At 71.5% G+C, this 19,652-nt stretch carries 16 protein-coding genes; 10 read left to right on the top strand and 6 right to left on the bottom strand.

The window, feature by feature from the left end; all coding sequences use genetic code 11:
- Positions 1-10 precede the first annotated feature (10 nt).
- Positions 11-385 (top strand): hypothetical protein, encoded by a 375-nt coding sequence (locus tag RWH44_RS06635; protein ID WP_298876937.1) that lies wholly within the window; start codon positions 11-13, stop codon positions 383-385.
- Positions 386-479: 94 nt separating this feature from the next.
- Here the strand turns inward: RWH44_RS06635 and RWH44_RS06630 are convergent, their stop codons facing one another.
- Positions 480-1,133 (bottom strand): type 1 periplasmic-binding domain-containing protein, encoded by a 654-nt coding sequence (locus RWH44_RS06630; protein ID WP_316003957.1) that lies wholly within the window; start codon positions 1,131-1,133, stop codon positions 480-482.
- A 124-nt stretch (positions 1,134-1,257) separates the two neighbouring features.
- On the opposite strand from RWH44_RS06630, the gene RWH44_RS06625 reads away from it, so the two are divergent.
- The 5 genes from RWH44_RS06625 to RWH44_RS06605 all read left to right on the top strand — a co-directional run bounded on the left by RWH44_RS06625 (position 1,258) and on the right by RWH44_RS06605 (position 6,856).
- A complete protein-coding gene (locus tag RWH44_RS06625; protein WP_316003956.1) occupies positions 1,258-2,469 on the top strand; it encodes a HupE/UreJ family protein in 1,212 nt (403 codons plus the stop codon).
- Positions 2,470-2,588: 119 nt separating this feature from the next.
- On the top strand, positions 2,589-4,580 hold the full coding sequence (locus tag RWH44_RS06620; RefSeq protein ID WP_316003955.1) for a purple acid phosphatase family protein: 1,992 nt from the start codon (positions 2,589-2,591) through the stop codon (positions 4,578-4,580).
- Positions 4,581-4,639: 59 nt separating this feature from the next.
- Positions 4,640-5,698 (top strand): WxL protein peptidoglycan domain-containing protein, encoded by a 1,059-nt coding sequence (locus RWH44_RS06615; RefSeq protein WP_316003954.1) that lies wholly within the window; start codon positions 4,640-4,642, stop codon positions 5,696-5,698.
- Positions 5,699-5,792: 94 nt separating this feature from the next.
- Positions 5,793-6,425 (top strand): acyl-CoA synthetase, encoded by a 633-nt coding sequence (locus RWH44_RS06610; protein ID WP_316003953.1) that lies wholly within the window; start codon positions 5,793-5,795, stop codon positions 6,423-6,425.
- Positions 6,422-6,856 carry an amino acid transporter gene (locus RWH44_RS06605; RefSeq protein WP_298876918.1) on the top strand — a complete coding sequence of 145 codons (435 nt, stop codon included), beginning with the start codon at positions 6,422-6,424 and terminating at the stop codon, positions 6,854-6,856. The genes RWH44_RS06610 and RWH44_RS06605 overlap by 4 nt, the downstream gene beginning before the upstream one ends.
- 729 nt (positions 6,857-7,585) lie before the next feature.
- Here RWH44_RS06605 and RWH44_RS06600 read toward each other — a convergent pair.
- From RWH44_RS06600 to RWH44_RS06580, 5 genes are all read right to left on the bottom strand, one after another.
- Positions 7,586-8,626 carry a zinc-dependent alcohol dehydrogenase family protein gene (locus tag RWH44_RS06600; protein ID WP_316003952.1) on the bottom strand — a complete coding sequence of 347 codons (1,041 nt, stop codon included), beginning with the start codon at positions 8,624-8,626 and terminating at the stop codon, positions 7,586-7,588.
- 116 nt (positions 8,627-8,742) lie between these two features.
- Positions 8,743-12,120: an OmpL47-type beta-barrel domain-containing protein gene (locus RWH44_RS06595; protein ID WP_316003951.1), complete on the bottom strand. Its 3,378-nt coding sequence runs from the start codon at positions 12,118-12,120 to the stop codon at positions 8,743-8,745.
- 246 nt (positions 12,121-12,366) lie between these two features.
- Entirely contained in the window at positions 12,367-13,746 is a 1,380-nt protein-coding gene (purB, locus tag RWH44_RS06590; protein WP_316003950.1) for an adenylosuccinate lyase, read from the bottom strand.
- A gap of 27 nt (positions 13,747-13,773) precedes the next feature.
- Positions 13,774-14,280 carry a low molecular weight protein-tyrosine-phosphatase gene (locus RWH44_RS06585; RefSeq protein WP_316003949.1) on the bottom strand — a complete coding sequence of 169 codons (507 nt, stop codon included), beginning with the start codon at positions 14,278-14,280 and terminating at the stop codon, positions 13,774-13,776.
- A 58-nt stretch (positions 14,281-14,338) separates the two neighbouring features.
- Positions 14,339-14,743 carry a phage holin family protein gene (locus tag RWH44_RS06580; RefSeq protein WP_298876903.1) on the bottom strand — a complete coding sequence of 135 codons (405 nt, stop codon included), beginning with the start codon at positions 14,741-14,743 and terminating at the stop codon, positions 14,339-14,341.
- A 102-nt stretch (positions 14,744-14,845) separates the two neighbouring features.
- Between RWH44_RS06580 and RWH44_RS06575 the strand changes: the two genes are divergently transcribed.
- From RWH44_RS06575 to RWH44_RS06560, 4 genes are all read left to right on the top strand, one after another.
- Positions 14,846-15,931, top strand: a complete 1,086-nt coding sequence (locus tag RWH44_RS06575; RefSeq protein WP_316003948.1) for a histidinol-phosphate transaminase — start codon at positions 14,846-14,848, stop codon at positions 15,929-15,931.
- Positions 15,928-17,430 (top strand): glycoside hydrolase family 43 protein, encoded by a 1,503-nt coding sequence (locus RWH44_RS06570; RefSeq protein WP_316003947.1) that lies wholly within the window; start codon positions 15,928-15,930, stop codon positions 17,428-17,430. The genes RWH44_RS06575 and RWH44_RS06570 overlap by 4 nt, the downstream gene beginning before the upstream one ends.
- Positions 17,431-17,519: 89 nt before the next feature.
- The gene (locus RWH44_RS06565; RefSeq protein WP_298876895.1) at positions 17,520-18,650 is read left to right on the top strand and encodes a thiamine pyrophosphate-dependent dehydrogenase E1 component subunit alpha; all 1,131 of its coding nucleotides are present in this window, start codon (positions 17,520-17,522) and stop codon (positions 18,648-18,650) included.
- Positions 18,647-19,624, top strand: coding sequence for an alpha-ketoacid dehydrogenase subunit beta (locus RWH44_RS06560; RefSeq protein WP_316003946.1), 978 nt, complete (start codon positions 18,647-18,649; stop codon positions 19,622-19,624). Before RWH44_RS06565 ends, RWH44_RS06560 begins: the two co-directional genes overlap by 4 nt.
- Positions 19,625-19,652 lie beyond the last annotated feature (28 nt).

Below are 19,652 nucleotides of genomic sequence, written 5' to 3'. Positions count from 1 at the left end.
GGACCCCATCATGGCCGTGACGTTCGCGATCGCGCTGGCCCTCGCGGCCGCCGGCGCTCCCACCCCCGACCCCGCCCCCTGGAAAGGGCTGCCGTCGGACTCCCAGGTCATCGTCGTCGAGGTCCCCGACGTCGAGGTCCCCGACGGCGTCCACCCGTCGCCGCCCGGCGGGTCGACCGCCGCGCCGGTCTCGCCGTCTCCCGTAACTCCCTCGACCGCAGCGACGCCCGCCGCGACGCCGGCCGCGACGCCCGCAGCGACGCCCGACGGGTCGCTCCCCGCGACCGGATGGGATGCCGCGGGTCTCGCGGCCGTCGCCGCTCTCGGCTCCGGGGCGCTCGCCGCCGGCATCGTGATCTCCCGCGCTCGTCGCCGCACCCGCTGAGGGCGGCGGTCTCGCCGTCGCGCGGGTCGACGCCCCCTCGCGACCCCGTTCCGCGCCGGCTCACCCCCTGCGTGCCCTGAGCGCGGGCGCGCCGTCACCGCATCCAGAGCACGATGCCGCGCTGGCCGGTGAGCACCGACGCCACCCCGGCGCGCACCGCCGCGGCCGCCCGCGCCGGGGTGAACGACGCCGGATCGTACGCCGCCGCCGCGCCCAGGCCCTCGCCGCGGTAGGCGGCGCCCGTCCAGTCGACCGACGTGACGTTCTCGGTGGGCTCGGCGAGTTCCGCGCCGACGATGAGGAACTGCCGGTCGAGGTGGTTCGCGGTCACGGTGGCCAGGGGGTCGACCAGGGCGTCGCCCGCGCTGATGATGAGGTCGGGATTCATCCGCATGGCGGCCACGGCCCCGTCGATCATGTCGTCGTCGGCGTGCACGACCTCCAGGTCGGCCCGGGTCTCGCCCGCCCACTCCTGCACCGCATCGACGAGCACGCCGGTGGGCGCATCGTCGCCCACGGTCAGCAGCACCACGCGATAGCCCTCCGGCGCGTGCACTCCGTCCCACGAACCGGGCGCGGGGGTGTGCGTGGACTCCGGCGCGGGAGGCGTGGGGGGCGAGAACCCCTCCGCGGGCGTGCCGATCGGGGCGGGGTGCGCCCGCATCTCGCCCCACCCGGGCTCCGAGCTGCAGCCGGTCAGCATCGCCAGCGTCACGAGCGCCGCTGCGACCATCGTCCTTCGCTTCACGGTGTCACCCTGCGCGACGCGGGTGACCCGCGGGCGAACACCGGGCGCACGTTCCGTTTCCGTTCGCCCCGTCGCGTCCGACCGTTCACGACGGCGGACCACCCTGAGCGACGGAAAGGACCCCATGTCACACCTGTCTCGCCACGTGCTCCGCCCCCTGTTCGTCGCAGTGGCCGCCGTCGCCCTCCTCGCCGTCGCCGCTCCCGCGTCGGCTCATGGCATCCGGTCGGTGGTCTACGCCGACCTCTCCAGCGGGGGACCGGGCGTCGTGCACGCGCAGCTGCAGGTCGAGTACGACCTCCTCGTCGTCTCCGCGGCCGACGCGGCCAAGGACGATGCGCTCTTCCGCGACGGGACGGAGGCCTTCGAGGCCCGACACGCCGACGAACAGGCCGCCGCCCTCCGGGCGCATCGCGACGACGTGTCGGCGTACGTGGCCGAGAGGTTCCGCATCTCCGGGGCGGGGTCGTGCACCCCGACGCCGGCCGACGACATCACGATGACGCAGCAGGAGGGCGTGCCCTACGCCGTGCTCGATCTCGATTACGCGTGCCCGCCGTCGGAGAACGGTCACGAGGTCGTCTCGTCGCTCTTCCCCGACGACGAGGGCTACGTCACCGACACCAAGACGATCCTCACCTACGCGCTCGACCTGCACGAGGGCAGCACAGTTCTGGATGCCGAGCACCCGTCGTTCACGACGGCGCAGTCGCCGCTCGAGCGCTTCTGGGAGTTCTTCCGCCTCGGCGCCGAGCACTTGCTCACCGGGATCGATCACATCCTGTTCCTGCTCGCGCTCATCGTCGGCTCGCGACGCCTGCGCGAGGTGGTCATCGCCGCGACCACCTTCACCGTGGCCCACTCGGTCACCTTCATCCTGGCCGCCACGGGCGTGGTGGCCGCCCCGCCCGAGATCGTCGAGCCGACCATCGCCCTGTCGATCGCCGTCGTCGGCGCCTGGTACCTCTGGCGTCTCTGGCGCGGGGGCAAGGTCGACCAGGACCTCTCGCACGCCCACGGCTTCCTGCGCCTCGATCGCGCGGGGTGGCTGCGCGTGGGTGTGGTGTTCCTGTTCGGGCTCGTGCACGGACTCGGCTTCGCCTCGGCGCTCGGGATCGACGAGCCATGGTCGTGGACGCTGCTGTGGTCGCTGCTGGTGTTCAACGTCGGCATCGAGGCGGTGCAGATCGGACTCATCATCATCGTCTTCCCGCTGCTCGTGCTGCTGCGGCGGAGGTTCCCCCGTGTCGGCACGTGGGCGAGCGCGCTGCTCGCGGTGATCGTCACCGCGGCCGGGCTCGTCTGGTTCGTCCAACGCGTCCTCGGCGTCGAGTGATGGGCGTTGCGCGACTCGATAGCCGTGCTGCGTCCGCCATTCACTCACTCGTCACCGAGCGGGCGGAGCGTGGGAGGACCCGCCCGATCGCGGGTCCCCACAGAGAGAAACGGATCATCATGCTCCTTTCCGCATCGACGTCGCACGGGACGCGCACGCGCCGCCGTGCCGCGTGGATCGCAACGGCCGCCCTCGGCGTCTCGCTCGTGCTCTCGGGCGCAGCGACCGCACCGGCCGCCCTGGCCGACACCCCGGCGACGCTCTCCGGCGTCATCCTCGGTGTCGGCGCCGACGAAGCCCAGCGCATCGTCACCTGGTACTCCTCGGCCGACACCGCGCAGTCGGTGCAGGTCGCGCCGACCTCGGCCCTGGTGAACGGCGAGTTCCCGGCGTCGGCCACCACCTTCTCGGCATCCGGCACGGCCAACATCGCCAGCAGCGGCGGCTACAACCGCCACGCGACGATCACGGGTCTCGCCGAGAACACCGCCTACTCGTACCGCGTCGGCTCGGACGGCAACTGGTCGCAGACCTCCGCCTTCTCGACGCAGTCGTTCGACGGCGACTACGACTTCCTGTTCTTCGGCGACCCGCAGATCGGCTCGTCGGGCGACGTCGCGAAGGACCAGGCCGGGTGGCAGGACACGATGAACGTCGCCGTGAACGCCAACCCGAAGGCCGAACTGCTCGTCTCGGGTGGCGACCAGGTCGACTCCGCCAACAAGGAGGACCAGTGGAGCGCGTTCCTCGCCCCCGACGCTCTGCGTCAGATCCCGTGGGTCGCGACGATCGGAAACCACGACGTGGGCGGCAAGGCCTACGAGCAGCACCTCTACACGCCCAACACCGACCGCACGGGTGCCTACTACCGCAAGGGTGACGCCAGCATCGGCACCGAGTCCGGCGGCGACTACTGGTTCATCTACAAGGACACGCTGTTCATCGACCTCAACAGCAACAGCTACGCCACCTCTCAGGGCGGCGGCGGTGACGACGCGCACGTGGCCTACGTCACCGACGTCGTGAACAAGCACGGCGCCGAGGCGAAGTACACCGTGCTCGTGTACCACCACGCGATCTACTCGCCGGCCGATCACGCCAAAGACGCCGACAACAAGGTGCGCCGCGTGGACTTCCCGACGACCTTCTCGAAGCTCGGCGTCGACCTCGTGCTCCAGGGCCACGACCACAGCTACTCGCGCTCGTACGAGATCAAGAACGGCGCCAAGGCAAACCCCGACGAGAAGCCCGGTCAGGACGAGGTGTTCGAGGGCCCCGGCGGCGTCGTGTACGTCACCGCCAACTCGGCATCCGGATCCAAGTACTACGACATCACCGCTCCCGACAACAGCGGCACGAGCGGAGCCGGGAACGGCGCCGACCCGCTGAACCCGGCGAACTACTGGTACAACTCGGTGCAGAACCAGGAGCACGTCCGCACGTACGTCAAGGTCCAGGTGAAGAAGGACCAGCTCGTCGTGCAGAACATCCGCTCGGGCGACTGCTCGGCCCCGAACGCCGCCGTGGAGCTCAACCGCGTCGTGTGGTGCGGTCCCGACAACGGCGCGAAGCCGGCCGAGGCCGTCGGGTCGATCCAGGACGAGGTGACCATCCACCCCAACCACGGTGACGGCCAGGACATCCAGGTCGACGTGCCCTCGGGCGCCCCCGGCGAGTTCGGCTGGACGATCAACGGGCACAACGGACTGGTCGACCTCGGCACCGCCGAGGAGAAGAACCTGCAGTACTTCGAGGCCACCGGTCAGATCAACCCGATCTCCGTGACCGACACCCGCGCGAGCAAGGCCGCCTGGTCGGTCTCGGCATCCGTGGGCGACTTCGTCGACGGCGACAAGACGTTCGAGGGCAAGTACCTCGGATGGACGCCGAAGGTCGTCACCCCGGGTGCCGGTGCGGTCGCGGGCGCGGCCGTCGGCTCGGGCTACGACGGAGGCGCCGGTCTGTCGACCTCGCAGTCGCTCAGCTCCGCGCCGATGGGCCACGACCGCGGCACCGGCGTCGTGGGCGCCGACCTCGACCTGAAGATCCCCAACACCATCGACAAGGGAAGCTACCGCGCGACCCTGACCCTCACCGCGCTGGCCGGCTGACCAGCGATCCGGGCCGGCGGGGAGCACCCCTCCCCGCCGGCCTCTCCCGAAGGACCCCCATGAACCTCTCCCCCCGTCTCGTCGCCCTGACTCTCGCGCCGCTGGTGACCGCGGCCGCGCTCCTGGGGGCGTCGCCCGCCTCGGCCGCGACCGACGACGTCAGCTGGACCGTGCGCACCGCCTCGAACGCGCTGGGCGCCGATCGCACGAACTTCTCCTACGCCCTCAACCCCGGCGCCCACCTCGACGACGGGCTCGTCGTGGCGAACCGCGGCACCGAGGCGATCGAACTCGACGTCTACGCCGCCGATGGCTACACCACCTCGACGGGCGCGGTGGATCTGCGGCTCGCCGCGGAGCAGCCCACCGGCGTGGGCAAGTGGATCGACGTGCCGCAGCGGCACGTCTCGGTGCCCGCCGGGCAGACCGTCGAGGTTCCATTCACCGTCGACGTGCCGGCCGACGCGACACCCGGCGACTACGCCGGCGGCGTCGTGACCTCGCTCACCGTCGCCGACCAGTCCGCGAACGTCAACGTTGATCGACGTCTCGGCATCCGGGCCGGCATCCGGGTGGGCGGTGACCTCGTGCCCGCCCTCTCGGTCGACGACGTGCGGGTGGACTGGGACGGCGGCGTCGTCCCCTTCCTGTTCGGCGACGCCACGGTGCACTACGGCCTCCACAACACCGGCAACGTCTCGCTCACCGCCGACGACACCGACGCCGTCGCGGGACCCGTCGGTCTGGGCCGCGCCGAGGCGGCACCGGATGCCGCATCCCCGGCGCTGCTGCCCGGGGAGACGTGGCCGCGCGACGTGCGCGTGTCCGGCGTGGCGGCGATGGGCCTGCTGTGGGCGTCGGTCACGGCGACCCCGACGGTCACCGACGCGTCGGGGTCGATCACCGCCCTCGACCCCGTCGAAGCGTCCGCGGTGGGCGCGGCCGTACCGTGGCCGCTGCTCGCCGTGCTGGTGCTCGCCGTGCTCGCGGCCGTCTTCGGACCGCGGTGGCTGCGCGCGCGTCGCCGCCGCCGCCAGGAGGCCGAGGACGCCCGTGTCGCCGAGGCCGTCGCGCGGTCGCTGGCCGAGAAGGACGACGCCCTGTCGCACGCGGGGTGAGCGGGGGATATCTCGACGTCGGCGCACACGGAGGCCGCTCAGCCCCCGAGGAATAGACTGGATGCCAACGTCATTCGCCCGTCGGGAACCCTCCGTGACCACTCCTCCTGCTGAACGCGCCTTCGATCTGCGCCATCTGCAGCTCGCGCGCGCCCTCTTCGCCGCCCTCGCGGCCGCGATGATCACGTTCTCGCCGGACCACTCCGCCGTCCTCGGTCTGATCGTCTTCAGCGGCTTCGCGCTGGCGACCGGTCTCGCGTGGGCGGCGTCGGCCTGGATCGTCTTCTCCCGCGGGGAGCGCGCCGTCCCGGCGCTGATGGCGGCCGTGTCGCTCGTGGCGGGATTGATCGCCAGCGTCGGTCCGTGGCGCACCACCGGCATGTTCTTCGGCCTGGTCATCACGTGGGCCGTCGTCTCGGGCGTGATCGAGCTCGTCGGAGCGCTCCGCGACCGCAAGGCCGGCCGCACCGCGGGCGTGCGCGACGGCGTGCTCATCGGCATCCTGGGCATCGTCCTCGGGGTCGTCCTCCTGCTCACCCCGATGCAGTACGCGCTCGACTACAGCATCACCGGCGCGGGGTCGTTCACCCTCACCGGGATCACCATCGCCGTGGGCCTCTTCGGCGGATACGCGGCGGTCATCGCCGTGTTCCTCGCGATCGCGGGCTTCTCGCCCCGCCGCACCGAGCCCGTTCCGGCCGTACCCTCCGAGGAGGCCGCGTCATGACCGACAAGCCCACCACCCGCAAAGACCTCATGAAGCCCGTCCAGCTGCTCGGGCTGGCGTTCGTCGCCGCCCTCTTCGCCGGCTTCGTGACCCTCATGTCGATGGGGTTCTTCCAGACGCGCCCCGCCGACCAGATACAGCGCGCCCTCATCGTCGCCCTCGTGGCGGCCGGGGCGACGTTCATCATCGTGCTCGTGAGCGTCGCGCTCATGCTGCTCGCCGTCGACCCCTCGAAGGTCACGGCCACGGTGGACCGTCCGCTGCTCCTCCCCAAGGACGCCCCGGATGCCACACCCACCGCCTCGGCACAGCCCGAGGCCCCGCGCGCCGAGGCCCCGCGCACCGGGGGCACCGCGCCGGATGCCGCGCCGCGGTCGGAGGGTTCGGTCCCCCCGCGTTCCGGCGACGACGGCGCCGCTCCCCGCGCCTGACCCTCGCGTTTCACCCTCGCGCCTGACCTTCCGGCGCCTGGCGCCGGGCCTCTTGCCCTGCGTCTGGCGCCCGGCCACGGCTCTGCGCCTGGCGCCCGGCTCGTCGCCCTGCGCCTGGCCCTGTGCCCGAGACTCCAGTTCCTGGTGCCCGCGCCGCGTCGCCGCGTTCGCCGGGCGCGCTCGGGCGGGCGTCGCTGCTGAGCGCTGCGGAGGCGGCATCCGTACGCTGGTTGATTCTGCACCATCGCTGCTGCGCGGCACCGGCACCGGGGCGGTATCCCCGTCCACCCTCGTCCCACTTCTGGCGGTGTGTGTCCCACTTGTGGTGGGTCTGAGGGCCGCTCATCGGCCATAAGTGGGACATGGATGCCAGGGCCTGGGCTTCGCGCGGTGCCGCCACTGCGTTCGCTCAGCGCCCCGCCGGTACAACTGCGCAGCCTCGTCCCACTTCTGGTGGTGTGTGTCCCACTTGTGGTGGGTCTGAGGGCCGCTCATCGGCCATAAGTGGGACATGGATGCCAGGGCCTGGGCTTCGCGCGGTGCCGCCATTGCGCTCGAACAGCGCCCCGCCGGTACAACTGCGCAGCCTCGTCCCACTTCTGGTGGTGTGTGTCCCACTTGTGGTGGGTGTGAGGGCCGTTGACCGGCCATAAGTGGGACATGGATGCCAGGGCGCCGCGTCGCGCCGAACGGCACTGCCGCGCCGAACGGCACCGCCGCGCGCTGCGCTCAGGCGCGCCGCGGGTCGATCATCGTCATGCCGGCCGGGGAGGCGGCATCCATCGCCGGAAGCAGGGCCGCGGCCTCGCCGAGACCGATCACGCGCTCGATGAGTTCCTGGGGGCGCAGGGCGCCGCTGTCGATGAGGGAGAGCATCTCGGGGTAGTCGACAGCGGCCATGCCGTGGCTGCCGAGCAGGTCGAGCTCCCAGGCGATCACGCGTGCCATCGGCATGGCGGTCAGGCCGTCGTCGGTGGGGAGCAGGCCGATCTGCACGTGCCGGCCGCGGCGGCGCAGGCTCAGCACCGCGTCGCGCGCGGTCTGGGCGCTGCCGACGGCGTCGACCGACACGTGGCTTCCGCCGCCGGTGATCTCGTGCACCGCCGCGGCTATGTCGGTCTCGCCGGCGACGAGCGTGTGCTCTGCCCCGAGCCGGCGGGCCGCGTCGAGAGCCGCGGGGGTGCGATCGACGACGATCACGCGCGCGCCGAGGGCGACGCCGATCATCACGGCGCTCAGGCCCACGCCGCCGGCGCCGACGATCGTGATCCACTCGCCGGCCTGCACGCGGGCGCGGCCGGTGAGGGCGCGGTAGGCCGTAGCGAAGCGGCATCCGAGGGCCGCCGCCGCCTCGAACGAGACGCCGTCGGGGATGCGCACGACGTTCGTGTCGGCCGCACGCAGCACCACCCGCTCGGCGAAGCTGCCCCACTGGGTGAAGCCCGGCTGCTGCTGGTCGGGGCACACCTGCGCGTTTCCGCCCCGGCACCACTCGCACGCGCCGCAGCCCATGACGAAGGGCACGGTCACGCGGTCGCCCACGCTCCAGCGCTGCACACCCTCGCCGACCTCGACGATGATGCCGGCCAGCTCGTGACCGGGCACGTGGGGGAGGGCGACGTCGTCGTGACCGACCCACGCGTGCCAGTCGCTCTTGCAGAGTCCCGTCGCGTGCACCTCGACCACCACGCCCCCGGCCGGCGCCGACGGCTCGGGCACCTCGCGCACCTCGAGGGGCTCGGCCAGGGCGTCCATGATCATCGCGCGCATGGCATCCATCCTCTCAAGCGGTCGGGCGCCGCCCGCGGCGACTCCCGGACACGCGGTCGCCCCGGACACACGATCGCCCCGGAACCGTCGCAACGGTCCCGGGGCGATCGAGGGCGTCAGGCGCGGCGGCGGCGGACGAGCACCAGCGCGGCACCCGCGATCACCGCGCCGAAGGCGAGCGCGGTGAGGGCGAGGGGCGCCTCGGTCCCGGTGAGTGCGAGGCCGCCGGGGGCGGTACCGGATGCCGCGCGGTCGCCGGCCGGCGCAGACCCCGCCCCGTTCCCGCCGGGGGTCGTGCCCGCCCCGTTCCCGCCGGGCGTCGTGCCGGAGTCGGTCCCGCCGGGCGTGGTGCCCGGGTCGGTGCCGCCCTGGGCCGTGACCGTCACCTCGGCGGTACGGACCTGCTCGACGTTGCCCGCGACATCCGTCGATCGGAACGACACCTGGTACGTCCCCACCGTCGTGAGGGCGATCTCCGTCCCGGTCGTCCACGTCGAACCCGCGTCGAGCGAGTACTCCGTGGACGCCACACCGGAGGTGGCATCCATCGCCTCGAGGGTGACGACCTGACCGCGGGCGATGACCGGAGCCGCGACGTCGGGGAGGACCAGGGTGCGGGTCGCCGCGGCGGCATCCGCGACGCTCGCTCCGGTCACCGGTGCGGTCGCGTCGATGCGCACGGTCAGCGACCCCGAAACGCCCTCCTGCTCGACGTCGTCGAGCAGAGCGCGGTAGTCGACGAGGTGTTCGCCGTCTCCGGTGACCTCGAACGTCGTGCCGTCGACCCAGTCACCGCCGTCAGTGCGGTGCTGCACGATGACCTGGTCGTTGCCGTCGTGCGAGAGCTGCACCGCGACCGGTTCGCGGTACCAGCCCGAGGCCGGCACTTCGGGGGAGAGCATCGGGGTGATCGCCGCGATCCCCCCGGCTTCGGGGACGACGATCTCCGGGATCTTCAGGTACGACCCGGGGGTCGCGAAGGTCAGACGCAGGCCAGTGGCGAGCACCTTCGTGAACGACAGGGTCGTCTCGGTGCCGTTGGTCACGGTCGGTGCGGCTCCGACGGGCTCCACCGGCTTCCACTCACCGGCCGGGGTGCGGTACTCCGCCGAGACGCCGGTCACCGAGCCCTCGATGTTGGTGAACGAGACGTGGTCGAGGCGGTGGATCTCCATCGTCTCGAGCGTGAAGGTCGCGGCATCCTTGAATCCCGCATCGGTCCAGGTCGACCACTGCGTGTTCTGCTTGCCGTCGCAGGCGTTGGCGGCGGGCATAGTGGCCCACTTCGTCTGGTGGAAGGATGCCGAGACCGTGGCGTCGCCGCCGCGGCACACGTTCGGGATCGAGGCGTTGCCCCAGACGTCGACCTCCGCGATCGACTGCCAGGTGTTCGCCTCGCTCGTCAGCCGCAGACGCAGGGCGCTCGCCGCGGGCAGGGTGCGGGCGTCGATCACGGCCACGGGCGCCGCCTGCGTGGCATCCTGAGCCAGAGTCGCCCCCACCTCGGTGTCGACCCAGGCGCCCGAGGAGTCGCGGTACTGCGTCTGGATGCGCGAGGGCCACGTCGCCGTGGAGCCGTCTTTGTAGGTGTGCACGACGATCGAGTCGAACGTGCGGGTCACGCCCCAGTCGAACTGCAGCCAGCTGTCGCGCGGATAGCCGTTGCCGGTCCAGTCGTCCCAGCCCTTGCCGGTGGGGTTCCCGTCGACGATCGTGCCGACGAGGTCGTTACGGCTGGATGCCGACACCGTCGCCTCGGAGGCGATGTCGGCGATGCCGGGCTCGGTGACGGTGATCGTGCGCTGGAAGCTGCGCCCCGCGGTGAAGTCCGCGTCGGCGGCGAGCGTGCCGGTCACCGTCTGCGGGCCGAGAACGCTGGTGTCCACCGCCGACCACGTTACGGCGACGGGTGCCACCGTTCCATTCGAATCGACGTTCACCGTCGCGGGCAGGTTCGCGGTGGTTCCACGGCGCACGGTCTCGGGCACCGCGTTCGGGGTGAGCGACCAGGTGCCGTGGCCGAAGCCCTTGTCATCCCAGTACGAGGCGTCCCAGCCGTCGCCGTAGCGCGCGGGGTCTTCGGCGGCGGGGTTGTGCATCTCGAGGCGGCCGTTCTCGCCGACCGTGAGCGGCAGCCAGACGTAGGTCGAGTCCGACTGTCCCTCGTTCCAGCGGTCGCCCATGTAGACGAACTTGCCCGGCTCGAGCTCGAAGACATTGGTCGACTGCGAGCCGAACGTCGAACGGTTCGTGTCGCCGACCGAGAGAAGGCCGTCCGAACCGTCGGGCATGCTGGCGTACCAGGTGTTCTCGTTGGCATCGCCCGCCTGGACGCCACGGATCCACGTGCCCATGAGGCTCTGAGCGGTGTAGTAGGTCTGCGGGTTCGGGGCCCACCCGGTCGCGCCGGAGGCGATCGCGGTGTAGGTCCCGTCGCGCTCGAAGATGGCGGGTGCCTCGAGGTAGCCGCACTCCTTCACGATCTGGAAGTCCTCGCCGCGCACCGGAGCGTCGGCCGTGCCGTCGGCGAAGACGTAGGGGTAGCGGCCGTCCTCCGAGTACTGGTGCACGTCGAGGGTGTCCGAGTCGGTCGTCTTCACGACGTTGGTGTAGCTGTCGTCGAGCTCGGCGATGTAGAGCGAGGAGTTCTCCTCGGACGAGTACGAGATGTAGGCCTTGCCGTCGTCATCCTGGAAGACGGTCATGTCGCGCGCCTGGCCGGGAACGGCGTACTGCGAGCAGCCCTTGTAGTCGGTGCGGTTCGGCATGCGGTAGGCGCCCACCATGCGGAAGGGGCCGGTCGGCGAGTCGGACACCGCGACCGCGGCCATCGAGCGGGCATAGGTGCTGCCGCCGGGCTCGGTGCGTCCGTCGGCGTGCCACCACATGACCCACTGACCGGTGGCGTCGTTGTGCAGCACCTTGGGGCGCTCGAAGATCGCGGTGTAGTCCGCCGAGCGCTGCGAATTCAGGTGGTAGGCGAGCGCGTCGATCTTCTCGTTCCGCGGCTGCTCGTTCTCGTCGACGGTGTCGTAGAGGTTCTCGAAGTACGGGGTGAGCAGATCGTCACGCGTCGTGATGCTGCGCAGTGCGTCGCCGAGGTTGGTCCAGTTCATGGCATCCGTCGAGCGGTAGACCGCGACGCCGGGGCTGTTCCAGTACCCATTCGTGCGGTCTTCGCCGTACCAGTAATAGACGGTCTGCCCGTCCTCCTGGGTCGTGACGACCTGACCGCCGTGCGCCTGGATGTGCCGGCCGTCGGTGTCGTACCACTTCGGCTGGAAGTAGTCGGCGGAACCGCGGCCGGGATTGGCGAGCGGCTCGAACTTCGCGTACGTGACAGGCGGGTCGACGCGCGGCACACCGTCGTTCGGATCGGTGGGCACGCCCGTCGCCGCGGCGGCGGCGAGGGGGGATGCCAGCGCCCCGGCGAGAACGGCAGCGGTGGCGGCCGCGAGCAGGCGGCGGAGGGGGAGGGGGTGTCGATGCGTCATCGCGTCTGTTCCGTTCCGTGCCGCGACGATGCGACACACGTCGGCCGAAGCCAGGGGATGTTGACGTCAACACTACGGCCCGGCCGCGCGTGAAGTCCAGAACAGTTACGCGCCGAGGTGTCGGGCCGTCATGACCCGCGGAGGAGCGTGCACGACGGCGGGCCCCGACGCCCGACACGCCGTGCGGCCGGCGCTGGACGCGGCGTGTCGGTGGCATCGCCTGCCGCTGTGTACGCCCCTTGACGGTTACAGCGAGTCGACCACCCGCGACGCGAGGCCCGCGTACGCCGCGGGGGTGAGCGCGAGAAGGCGCTCCTTCGCGGCGTCGCCGATGTCGAGTCCGCGCACGAAGTCCGCGAGCTCGGGGCCGCCGACGCGGCGTCCGCGCGTGAGGTCCTTCAGCAGGGCGTAAGGGTCGGTGATCTGCGAGCGCCCCGCGGCGATCTCGGCGCGCACGACGGTCTGGATCGCCTCGGCGAGGACTTCCCAGTTGGTGTCGAGATCGGCGAGCAGAACGTCTTCGGCGAGCGAGATCTCGGTGAGACCGCGCTGCAGGTTGTCGAGCGCGAGGAGCGAGTGGCCGAAGGCGACGCCGATGTTGCGCTGCGTGGTGGAGTCGGTGAGATCGCGCTGCATGCGGCTCGTGACGAGCGTGGATGCCAGGGTGGCGAAGAGCCCTGCGGCGATCTCGAGGTTGGCCTCGGCGTTCTCGAAGCGGATCGGGTTGATCTTGTGCGGCATCGTCGACGACCCGGTCGCTCCCGCGACGGGGATCTGCGTGAAGTAGCCGAGCGAGATGTACGTCCAGATGTCGGTCGCGAGGTTGTGCAGGATGCCGCCGGCGTGACGCGCGCGGTCGTACAGCTCGACCTGCCAGTCGTGCGATTCGATCTGCGTGGTGACCGGGTTGAAGCCCAGGCCCAGCGACTCGATGAACGAGCGGGTCAGCTCGGGCCAGTCGACGTCGGGCTCGGCCGCGACGTGCGCCGACCACGTGCCGGTGGCGCCGGAGAACTTCGCGAGGTACTCCCCGGCATCCAACTGACGGATGACGCGCTCGAGGCGCCACGCGAAGACGCCGATCTCCTTGCCCATCGTGGTGGGTGTCGCGGGCTGGCCGTGCGTGCGCGAGAGCATCGCGGCGTCGCGGTGCTGGACCGCGAGCTCGGTGAGGGCAGCGGTGACCGTGCGCAGCTTCGGCAGCCACACGCGGTCGACGGCCCGCTGCACGGTGAGGGCGTAGGCGGTGGAGTTGATGTCCTCGCTGGTGCACGCGAAGTGCGTGAGCTCGGCGAGGGCGGAGAGGCCGAGGCTGTCGAGGCGATCGCGCACGAGGTACTCGACGGCCTTCACGTCGTGGCGGGTGACCGCTTCCTTGTCCTTCAGCCACGCGATCTCGTCGGCGCCGAACTCCTCGTAGAGCGCGCGCAGCTTCGCGCGGTCGGCGTCGGACACCGGCGAGGTACCGAAGAGCGACCGGTCGGTCAGGGCGAGCAGCCACTCGACCTCGACCTCGACGCGGGCGCGGTTCAGGCCCGCCTCCGACAGGTAATCGCCGAGTTCGGACACGGCACCGAAGTAACGGCCGTCGAGCGGGCTGAGGGGCTGCGGAGGCAGAGCGGACACGGGTCTCCCGGGGGTCGCGCGAAAAGGTCAGCCCGCGGAACGGATGGCGGGCTCGAGCTGCCGGAACAGGGCGCGGCTGGCGCGTTCGATCATACCGAGCACCTCGTCGAACATCGGCGGGCCCGCGTAGTACGGGTCGGGAACGTCGAGGGTTTCGGCATCCGGCAGGAACGACTGCAGCAGGGCGATCTTGTCGGCGTCGTCGTCGCTGCGCGCCCAACCGCGCAGCACGCGCTCGTGGCTGCGGTCGAGGGCGACGACCAGGTCGTTGCGGTCGAAGTCGGCGAACTGGAACTGCCGCGCGCGGTGCGCGGACCCGTCGTATCCGAGGCGCTCGAGCGCGTGGAGCGTGCGGTGGTCGGCGCGTTCGCCGACGTGCCAGTCGCCCGTGCCGGCCGAACTCGACGAGATCCGGGCGCTGAGTCCCGACGTCTCGGCGATGCGCCGGAAGACCACATCGGCCATCGGCGACCGGCAGATGTTGCCGCTGCAGACGAACACGACGCGGAAGGGCGCGTCGGCACTCGCGGTCATCCCTCCATCATGGCGGGGAAGAGCTCCGCGCGCATCAGTGGGCTGCGCGCGGCGGCCGTCAGCGTCGCGCCCGGTCGTCGCGCCGCGGACGCAGGATTCCGCCGAGCACGGCGTTGATGATGCCGATGAGCAATGCGGCGACGACCGTCAGCCAGAACTCGCCCGTGCGCAGACCCCAGTCCCCGTTCTCGGTGATGACGCCCGTCAGCCACAGCAGGAAGCCGTTGATGACGAGCGAGATGAGCCCGAGGGTGAGGATGTACAGCGGGATCGCGACGATCTTCACGACCGTGCCGACGAGGGTGTTGACCAGGGCGAAGATGAGGCCGACGACCAGCACGGTGAGCGCCACCTGCAGCCCCTCCCCGGGGGCGAACGGGATCAGCGTCACCTGCAGCGCGGGCAGCAGGGTGACGATCCAGATGGCGAAGGCGTTGACGGCGACGCGGACGACGAAGCGCATGCCCTCATCGTGGCACGCGCAGTCCCGTCGCGGCAGGAATCCCCCCACCTGGGGAGGAGGGGGGTCTGACGCGCGGCGACGTCTCGCGGTTAGGCTCGCGATGTGAGCGAAGACCCGGTCCTGCCCCGTATCCGTCCCGAGATCGCTGCGCTGCCCGCGTATCGGCAGGGCAAGCAGGCGAGCCCCGACGCCTTCAAGCTGTCGAGCAACGAGAACCCCTTCGAACCCCTGCCCGGGGTCGTCGACGCTGTCCGGGCCGCGGGGGCGTTCAACCGCTATCCGGATGCCACGGCCGCGCGCCTGCGCGAACGCCTCGCCGCGCGCTACGGCGTCTCGGCCGACGAGGTGCACGTCGCGGCCGGGAGCGTCTCGATCCTCGCCCAGCTGCTGTTGGCCACGTCGGGTCCGGGAGACGAGGTCGTGTACGCGTGGCGCTCGTTCGAGGCGTACCCGTCGCTGGTCGCCGTCGCGGGCGCGACGAGCGTGCAGGTGCCGCTGACCGCCGACTTCCGTCACGACCTGCCCGCGATGGCGGATGCCGTCACCGAGCGCACGCGCCTGGTGATCGTGTGCAGCCCCAACAACCCCACCGGCCCCACGGTCGGCTACGACGAGTTCGTCTCCTTCGTCGATCGTGTGCCGCGCGACGTGCTCATCGTGCTCGACGAGGCCTACGCCGAATTTGTCACCGACACCACCTCGGTCGAGGGCGGTCGCGTGCGCGCCGTGCTGGCGCGTCCGAACGTCGTCGTCCTCCGCACGTTCTCGAAGGCGTACGGCCTCGCGGGTCTGCGCGTCGGCTACGCCATCGGCCACACCGGTGTGCTCGACGCCGCGCGCAGCACCGCGATCCCGCTGTCGGTGACGGCGGCGGGCGAGGCGGCCGCGCTGGCGAGCCTCGACGCCGAGAGCGAGCTGCTCCATCGCGTCGCGGTCATCGCCGAGCGTCGCGACCGTCTCGTCGAGCGCCTGCGCGAGACCGGGTGGAACGTCCCCGACGCCCAGGGCAACTTCGTGTGGTTCGCGGCCGGAGACCGCACCGCCGAGGTCGCGGCCGCCTTCGAGGAGGCCGGGCTCATCGTGCGCCCGTTCCCCGGCGACGGCATCCGCGTGTCGATCGGCGAAGAGGAGTCGCTCGATCGCGTCGTCGAGGTCGCCGCGGCCACCTCCCCGACCGCTCGGGCATGACCGTGGAGGGTGGCGGCGGGCGCGACGCCGCCACGACCCCGATCATCCCGGGGTTCTCCCCCGACCCCTCGGTGTGCCGGGTGGGCGCGGACTACTACCTCGCCAACTCGTCGTTCGAGTACGCCCCCGGCATCCCGATCTGGCACAGCCGCGACCTGCGCACCTGGACGCAGCTGGGCAACGCCCTCGACCGGGAGAGCCAGTTCCCCGCGGGGGCCTCGGACCCGAGTCGCGGGATCTACGCCCCGACGCTCCGCTACCGCGACGGCACCTTCTACCTGGTCACGACGAACGTCGACGCGCCGGGCGAGCAGATCGTGGTCACGGCGACCGATCCGGCGGGGCCGTGGTCGGATCCGATCGTGCTCGCGGGCCTCGGCGGAATCGATCCCGACCTCGCGTGGGACGACGACGGCACGTGCGTGCTGACGTACTGCGGTCTCGACCCCGCCCTGCGCCCCCACGGCGGCGATCTGCCGGTCATCGCGCAGGCGCGCGTCGACCTCGCGCGCGGCGAGGTCCGGGAACGCCCGCGGGTCGTGTGGGGAGGGACGGGGCTCGCGCACCCGGAGGGGCCGCACCTCTTCCAGCGCGACGGGTGGTGGTACCTGCTGATCGCGGAAGGCGGCACCGAGCGCGGGCACGCGGTCTCGGTCGCCCGCTCGCGCGCGATCGACGGACCCTTCGAAGCGGCCCCCGCCAACCCGATCCTCAGCCGCCGCAGCACCTCGTCCCCGGTGCAGAACACCGGCCACGCCGACCTGGTCGAGCGCCCCGACGGCACCTGGGCGATGGTGTACCTGGGTGTGCGCCCGCGGGGCTTCAGCCCCGCGTTCCACGTCAACGGTCGCGAGACCTTCCTCGCCCGCGTCGAATGGGTCGACGGGTGGCCGGTCGTCCATGTCGACGATCTGCTCCCCGCTCCGGCCGACACGGCCTTCATCGACGACTTCACCGGCCCCCTCCACCCCCGCTGGGTGTCCCCCGGTGCCCCGCTGTCCGCCTTCGTCGAGCGGGCGGCCGGCGGTGGACTGCTCCTGCGGCGCACGGATGCCGCCACCGGCGCGCCCGCCGCTCTCTCCGCACGCACGCGCGACCTCCGGTGGCGCTACGAGGCTCGGGTCGATGCCTCCGCGGGCGCGGTGGCGCTGCGGGTGCGTCTCGACGAGCGTCACTGGTACGAGGCCCGCCTCGACGCGGGCGCGCTCACGTTCGCCGCCCGGATCGGCCCGCTCAGCGTTTCCGACGACGTGGGCCGGGTCGACGGCGAGGCCGTGACCCTCGTCGTCGAGGCGGTGGATGCCACCGCCGAGGGCCCCGACGACCTCCGCTTCGGCGTGATCGGCGCAGACGGCGAGCGGTGGCTCGCGCAGAAGGACGGACGCTACCTCTCCACGGAGGTCGCCGGTGGATTCACCGGGCGCACCCTCGGGCTTCACGCTCTGGGCGCTGAGCCGGCACGGATCCTGTCCGCGCGGTACTCTCCGGTGGCCGGGTAGGGCGTTTTGTCGCATATCGACCCCGGTTCCCGGCATCCGTTGTGCACCTCATGCGGTCTCGCGCATGAGCCGGGCGTTAGCGTGGGTTCATGACCCCGCTCGACGACCCCGCTCTCGTGCGCGTTCTGGCAGCCGACGGCACGCTGGCCCCCACGCCCGCGGCCGAGCGCTACCTGCCGCTCATCGACGCCCTGACCGACGCCGAACTCGAGACCTTCTACCGCGACATGGTCTCGATCCGCGCGTTCGACGTGCAGGCCACCAACCTGCAGCGCCAGGGGCAGTTGGCCCTCTGGCCGCCGTCGTTCGGGCAGGAGGCCGCCCAGGTCGGCTCGGCCCGCGCCGCGCGCGCGCAGGACCACATCTTCCCCTCGTACCGCGAGCACGTGGTCACGCGCATCCGTGGCGTCGACCCGATCGACATCATCCGGCTCATGCGCGGACTCACGCACGGCGGGTGGGACCCGACCGACCCCAAGAACGGCAACACGCACATCTACACGCTCGTGCTCGGCGCGCAGACTCTGCACGCCACGGGCCTGGCGATGGGCCTGGTGTTCGACGGCAAGAGCGGCTCCGGCGACCCCGAGCGCGACGAAGCGGTGATCGTCTATTACGGCGACGGCGCGTCCAGCCAGGGCGACGTGCACGAGGCCATGGTCTTCGCCGCGAGCTTCCAGACCCCCGAGGTCTTCTTCCTGCAAAACAACCAGTGGGCCATCTCGGTCCCCGTCGCGACCCAATCGCGCTCGCCGCTGTACAAGCGCGGCGAGGGGTACGGCATCCCGAGCCTGCAGGTCGACGGCAACGACGTGCTCGCCAGCTACGCCGTGTCGAAGACCGCGCTCGACGAGGCGCGTGCAGGCGGCGGCCCCCGCGCGATCGAGGCGATGACCTACCGCATGGGCGCCCACACGACCAGCGACGACCCCACGAAGTACCGCACCTCCGACGAAGAGAAGGCGTGGGCCGGGCGCGACCCGATCGCCCGCATGCGCGCGTTCCTCGAGGGCCGCGGCGCCTCGCAGCAGTTCTTCGACGACGCGGATGCCGAGGGCGCAGCTCTCGCCGACGATGTGCGCGTGCGCACGAACGAGCTCGGCACGATCCCGCGTGCCCACATGTTCGAGAGCGTGTACTCCGAGGCGCACGCGCTGATCCAGGAGGAGCAGCGCTGGCTCGACGACTACGAGGCGTCGATGGAAGGGGGAGCGCAGTGAGCGAGAACCTCCCGATCAGCCGCGCGCTGAACGCCGGCCTCCGCCGCGCGCTCGAGGCGAACGACCGCGTCCTGCTCATGGGCGAGGACATCGGCCCGCTCGGCGGCGTCTTCCGCGTGACCGAGGGCCTGCAGAAGGACTTCGGGCCGCGCCGCGTCATCGACTCGCCGCTCGCGGAGTCGGGGATCGTCGGCACCGCGATCGGTCTCGCGATGGGCGGGTTCCGCCCGGTGCTCGAGATCCAGTTCGACGGCTTCGTGTTCCCCGCGTTCGACCAGATCACCTCGCAGCTGGCGAAGATCACGAACCGCCACGAGGGCGCGGTGCGCATGCCCGTCGTCATCCGCATCCCCTACGGCGGACACATCGGCGCGGTCGAGCACCACCAGGAGAGCCCCGAGGCGTACTTCACCCACACCGCGGGACTGCGCGTGGTCAGCCCCTCGAACGCCAACGACGCCTACTGGATGATCCAGCAGGCGATCGACTCTCCCGACCCGGTCGTGTTCCTCGAGCCCAAGGCCAAGTACTGGCAGAAGGGCGAGGTCGACCTCGACGCGCCCGCCCTGCCGCTGCACGCGAGCCGCATCGTGCGCCGCGGTACCGACGTGACCCTCGTCGGCCACGGCGCGATGGTCACGACGCTCCTGCAGGCCGCGGCCCTGGCCGAGAGCGAGGGCACGAGCTGCGAGGTCATCGACCTGCGCTCCCTCTCGCCCGTCGACTACGGCCCGCTGCTGGATTCCGTTCGCCGCACCGGCCGCATGGTCTATGCGCAGGAGGCCCCGGGGTTCACCTCTCTCGGCTCCGAGATCGCCGCGACCGTCATGGAGAAGGCGTTCTTCGCGCTCGAGGCGCCGGTGCTGCGCGTCTCGGGCTTCGACGTGCCCTTCCCTCCCGCGAAGCTCGAGGGCACCTATTTGCCCGACGCCGACCGCATCCTCGAGGCCGTCGACCGGTCTCTCGCGTACTGACCCCTTCTTCCCGCATTCCGTTGCGGCG

This window comes from Microbacterium phycohabitans (genome assembly GCF_032464935.1).
GTDB classification, from domain to species: domain Bacteria; phylum Actinomycetota; class Actinomycetes; order Actinomycetales; family Microbacteriaceae; genus Microbacterium; species Microbacterium phycohabitans.
The sequence above is the reverse complement of the archived record's forward strand: the minus strand, read 5'-3'. Positions and strand labels throughout refer to the sequence as shown.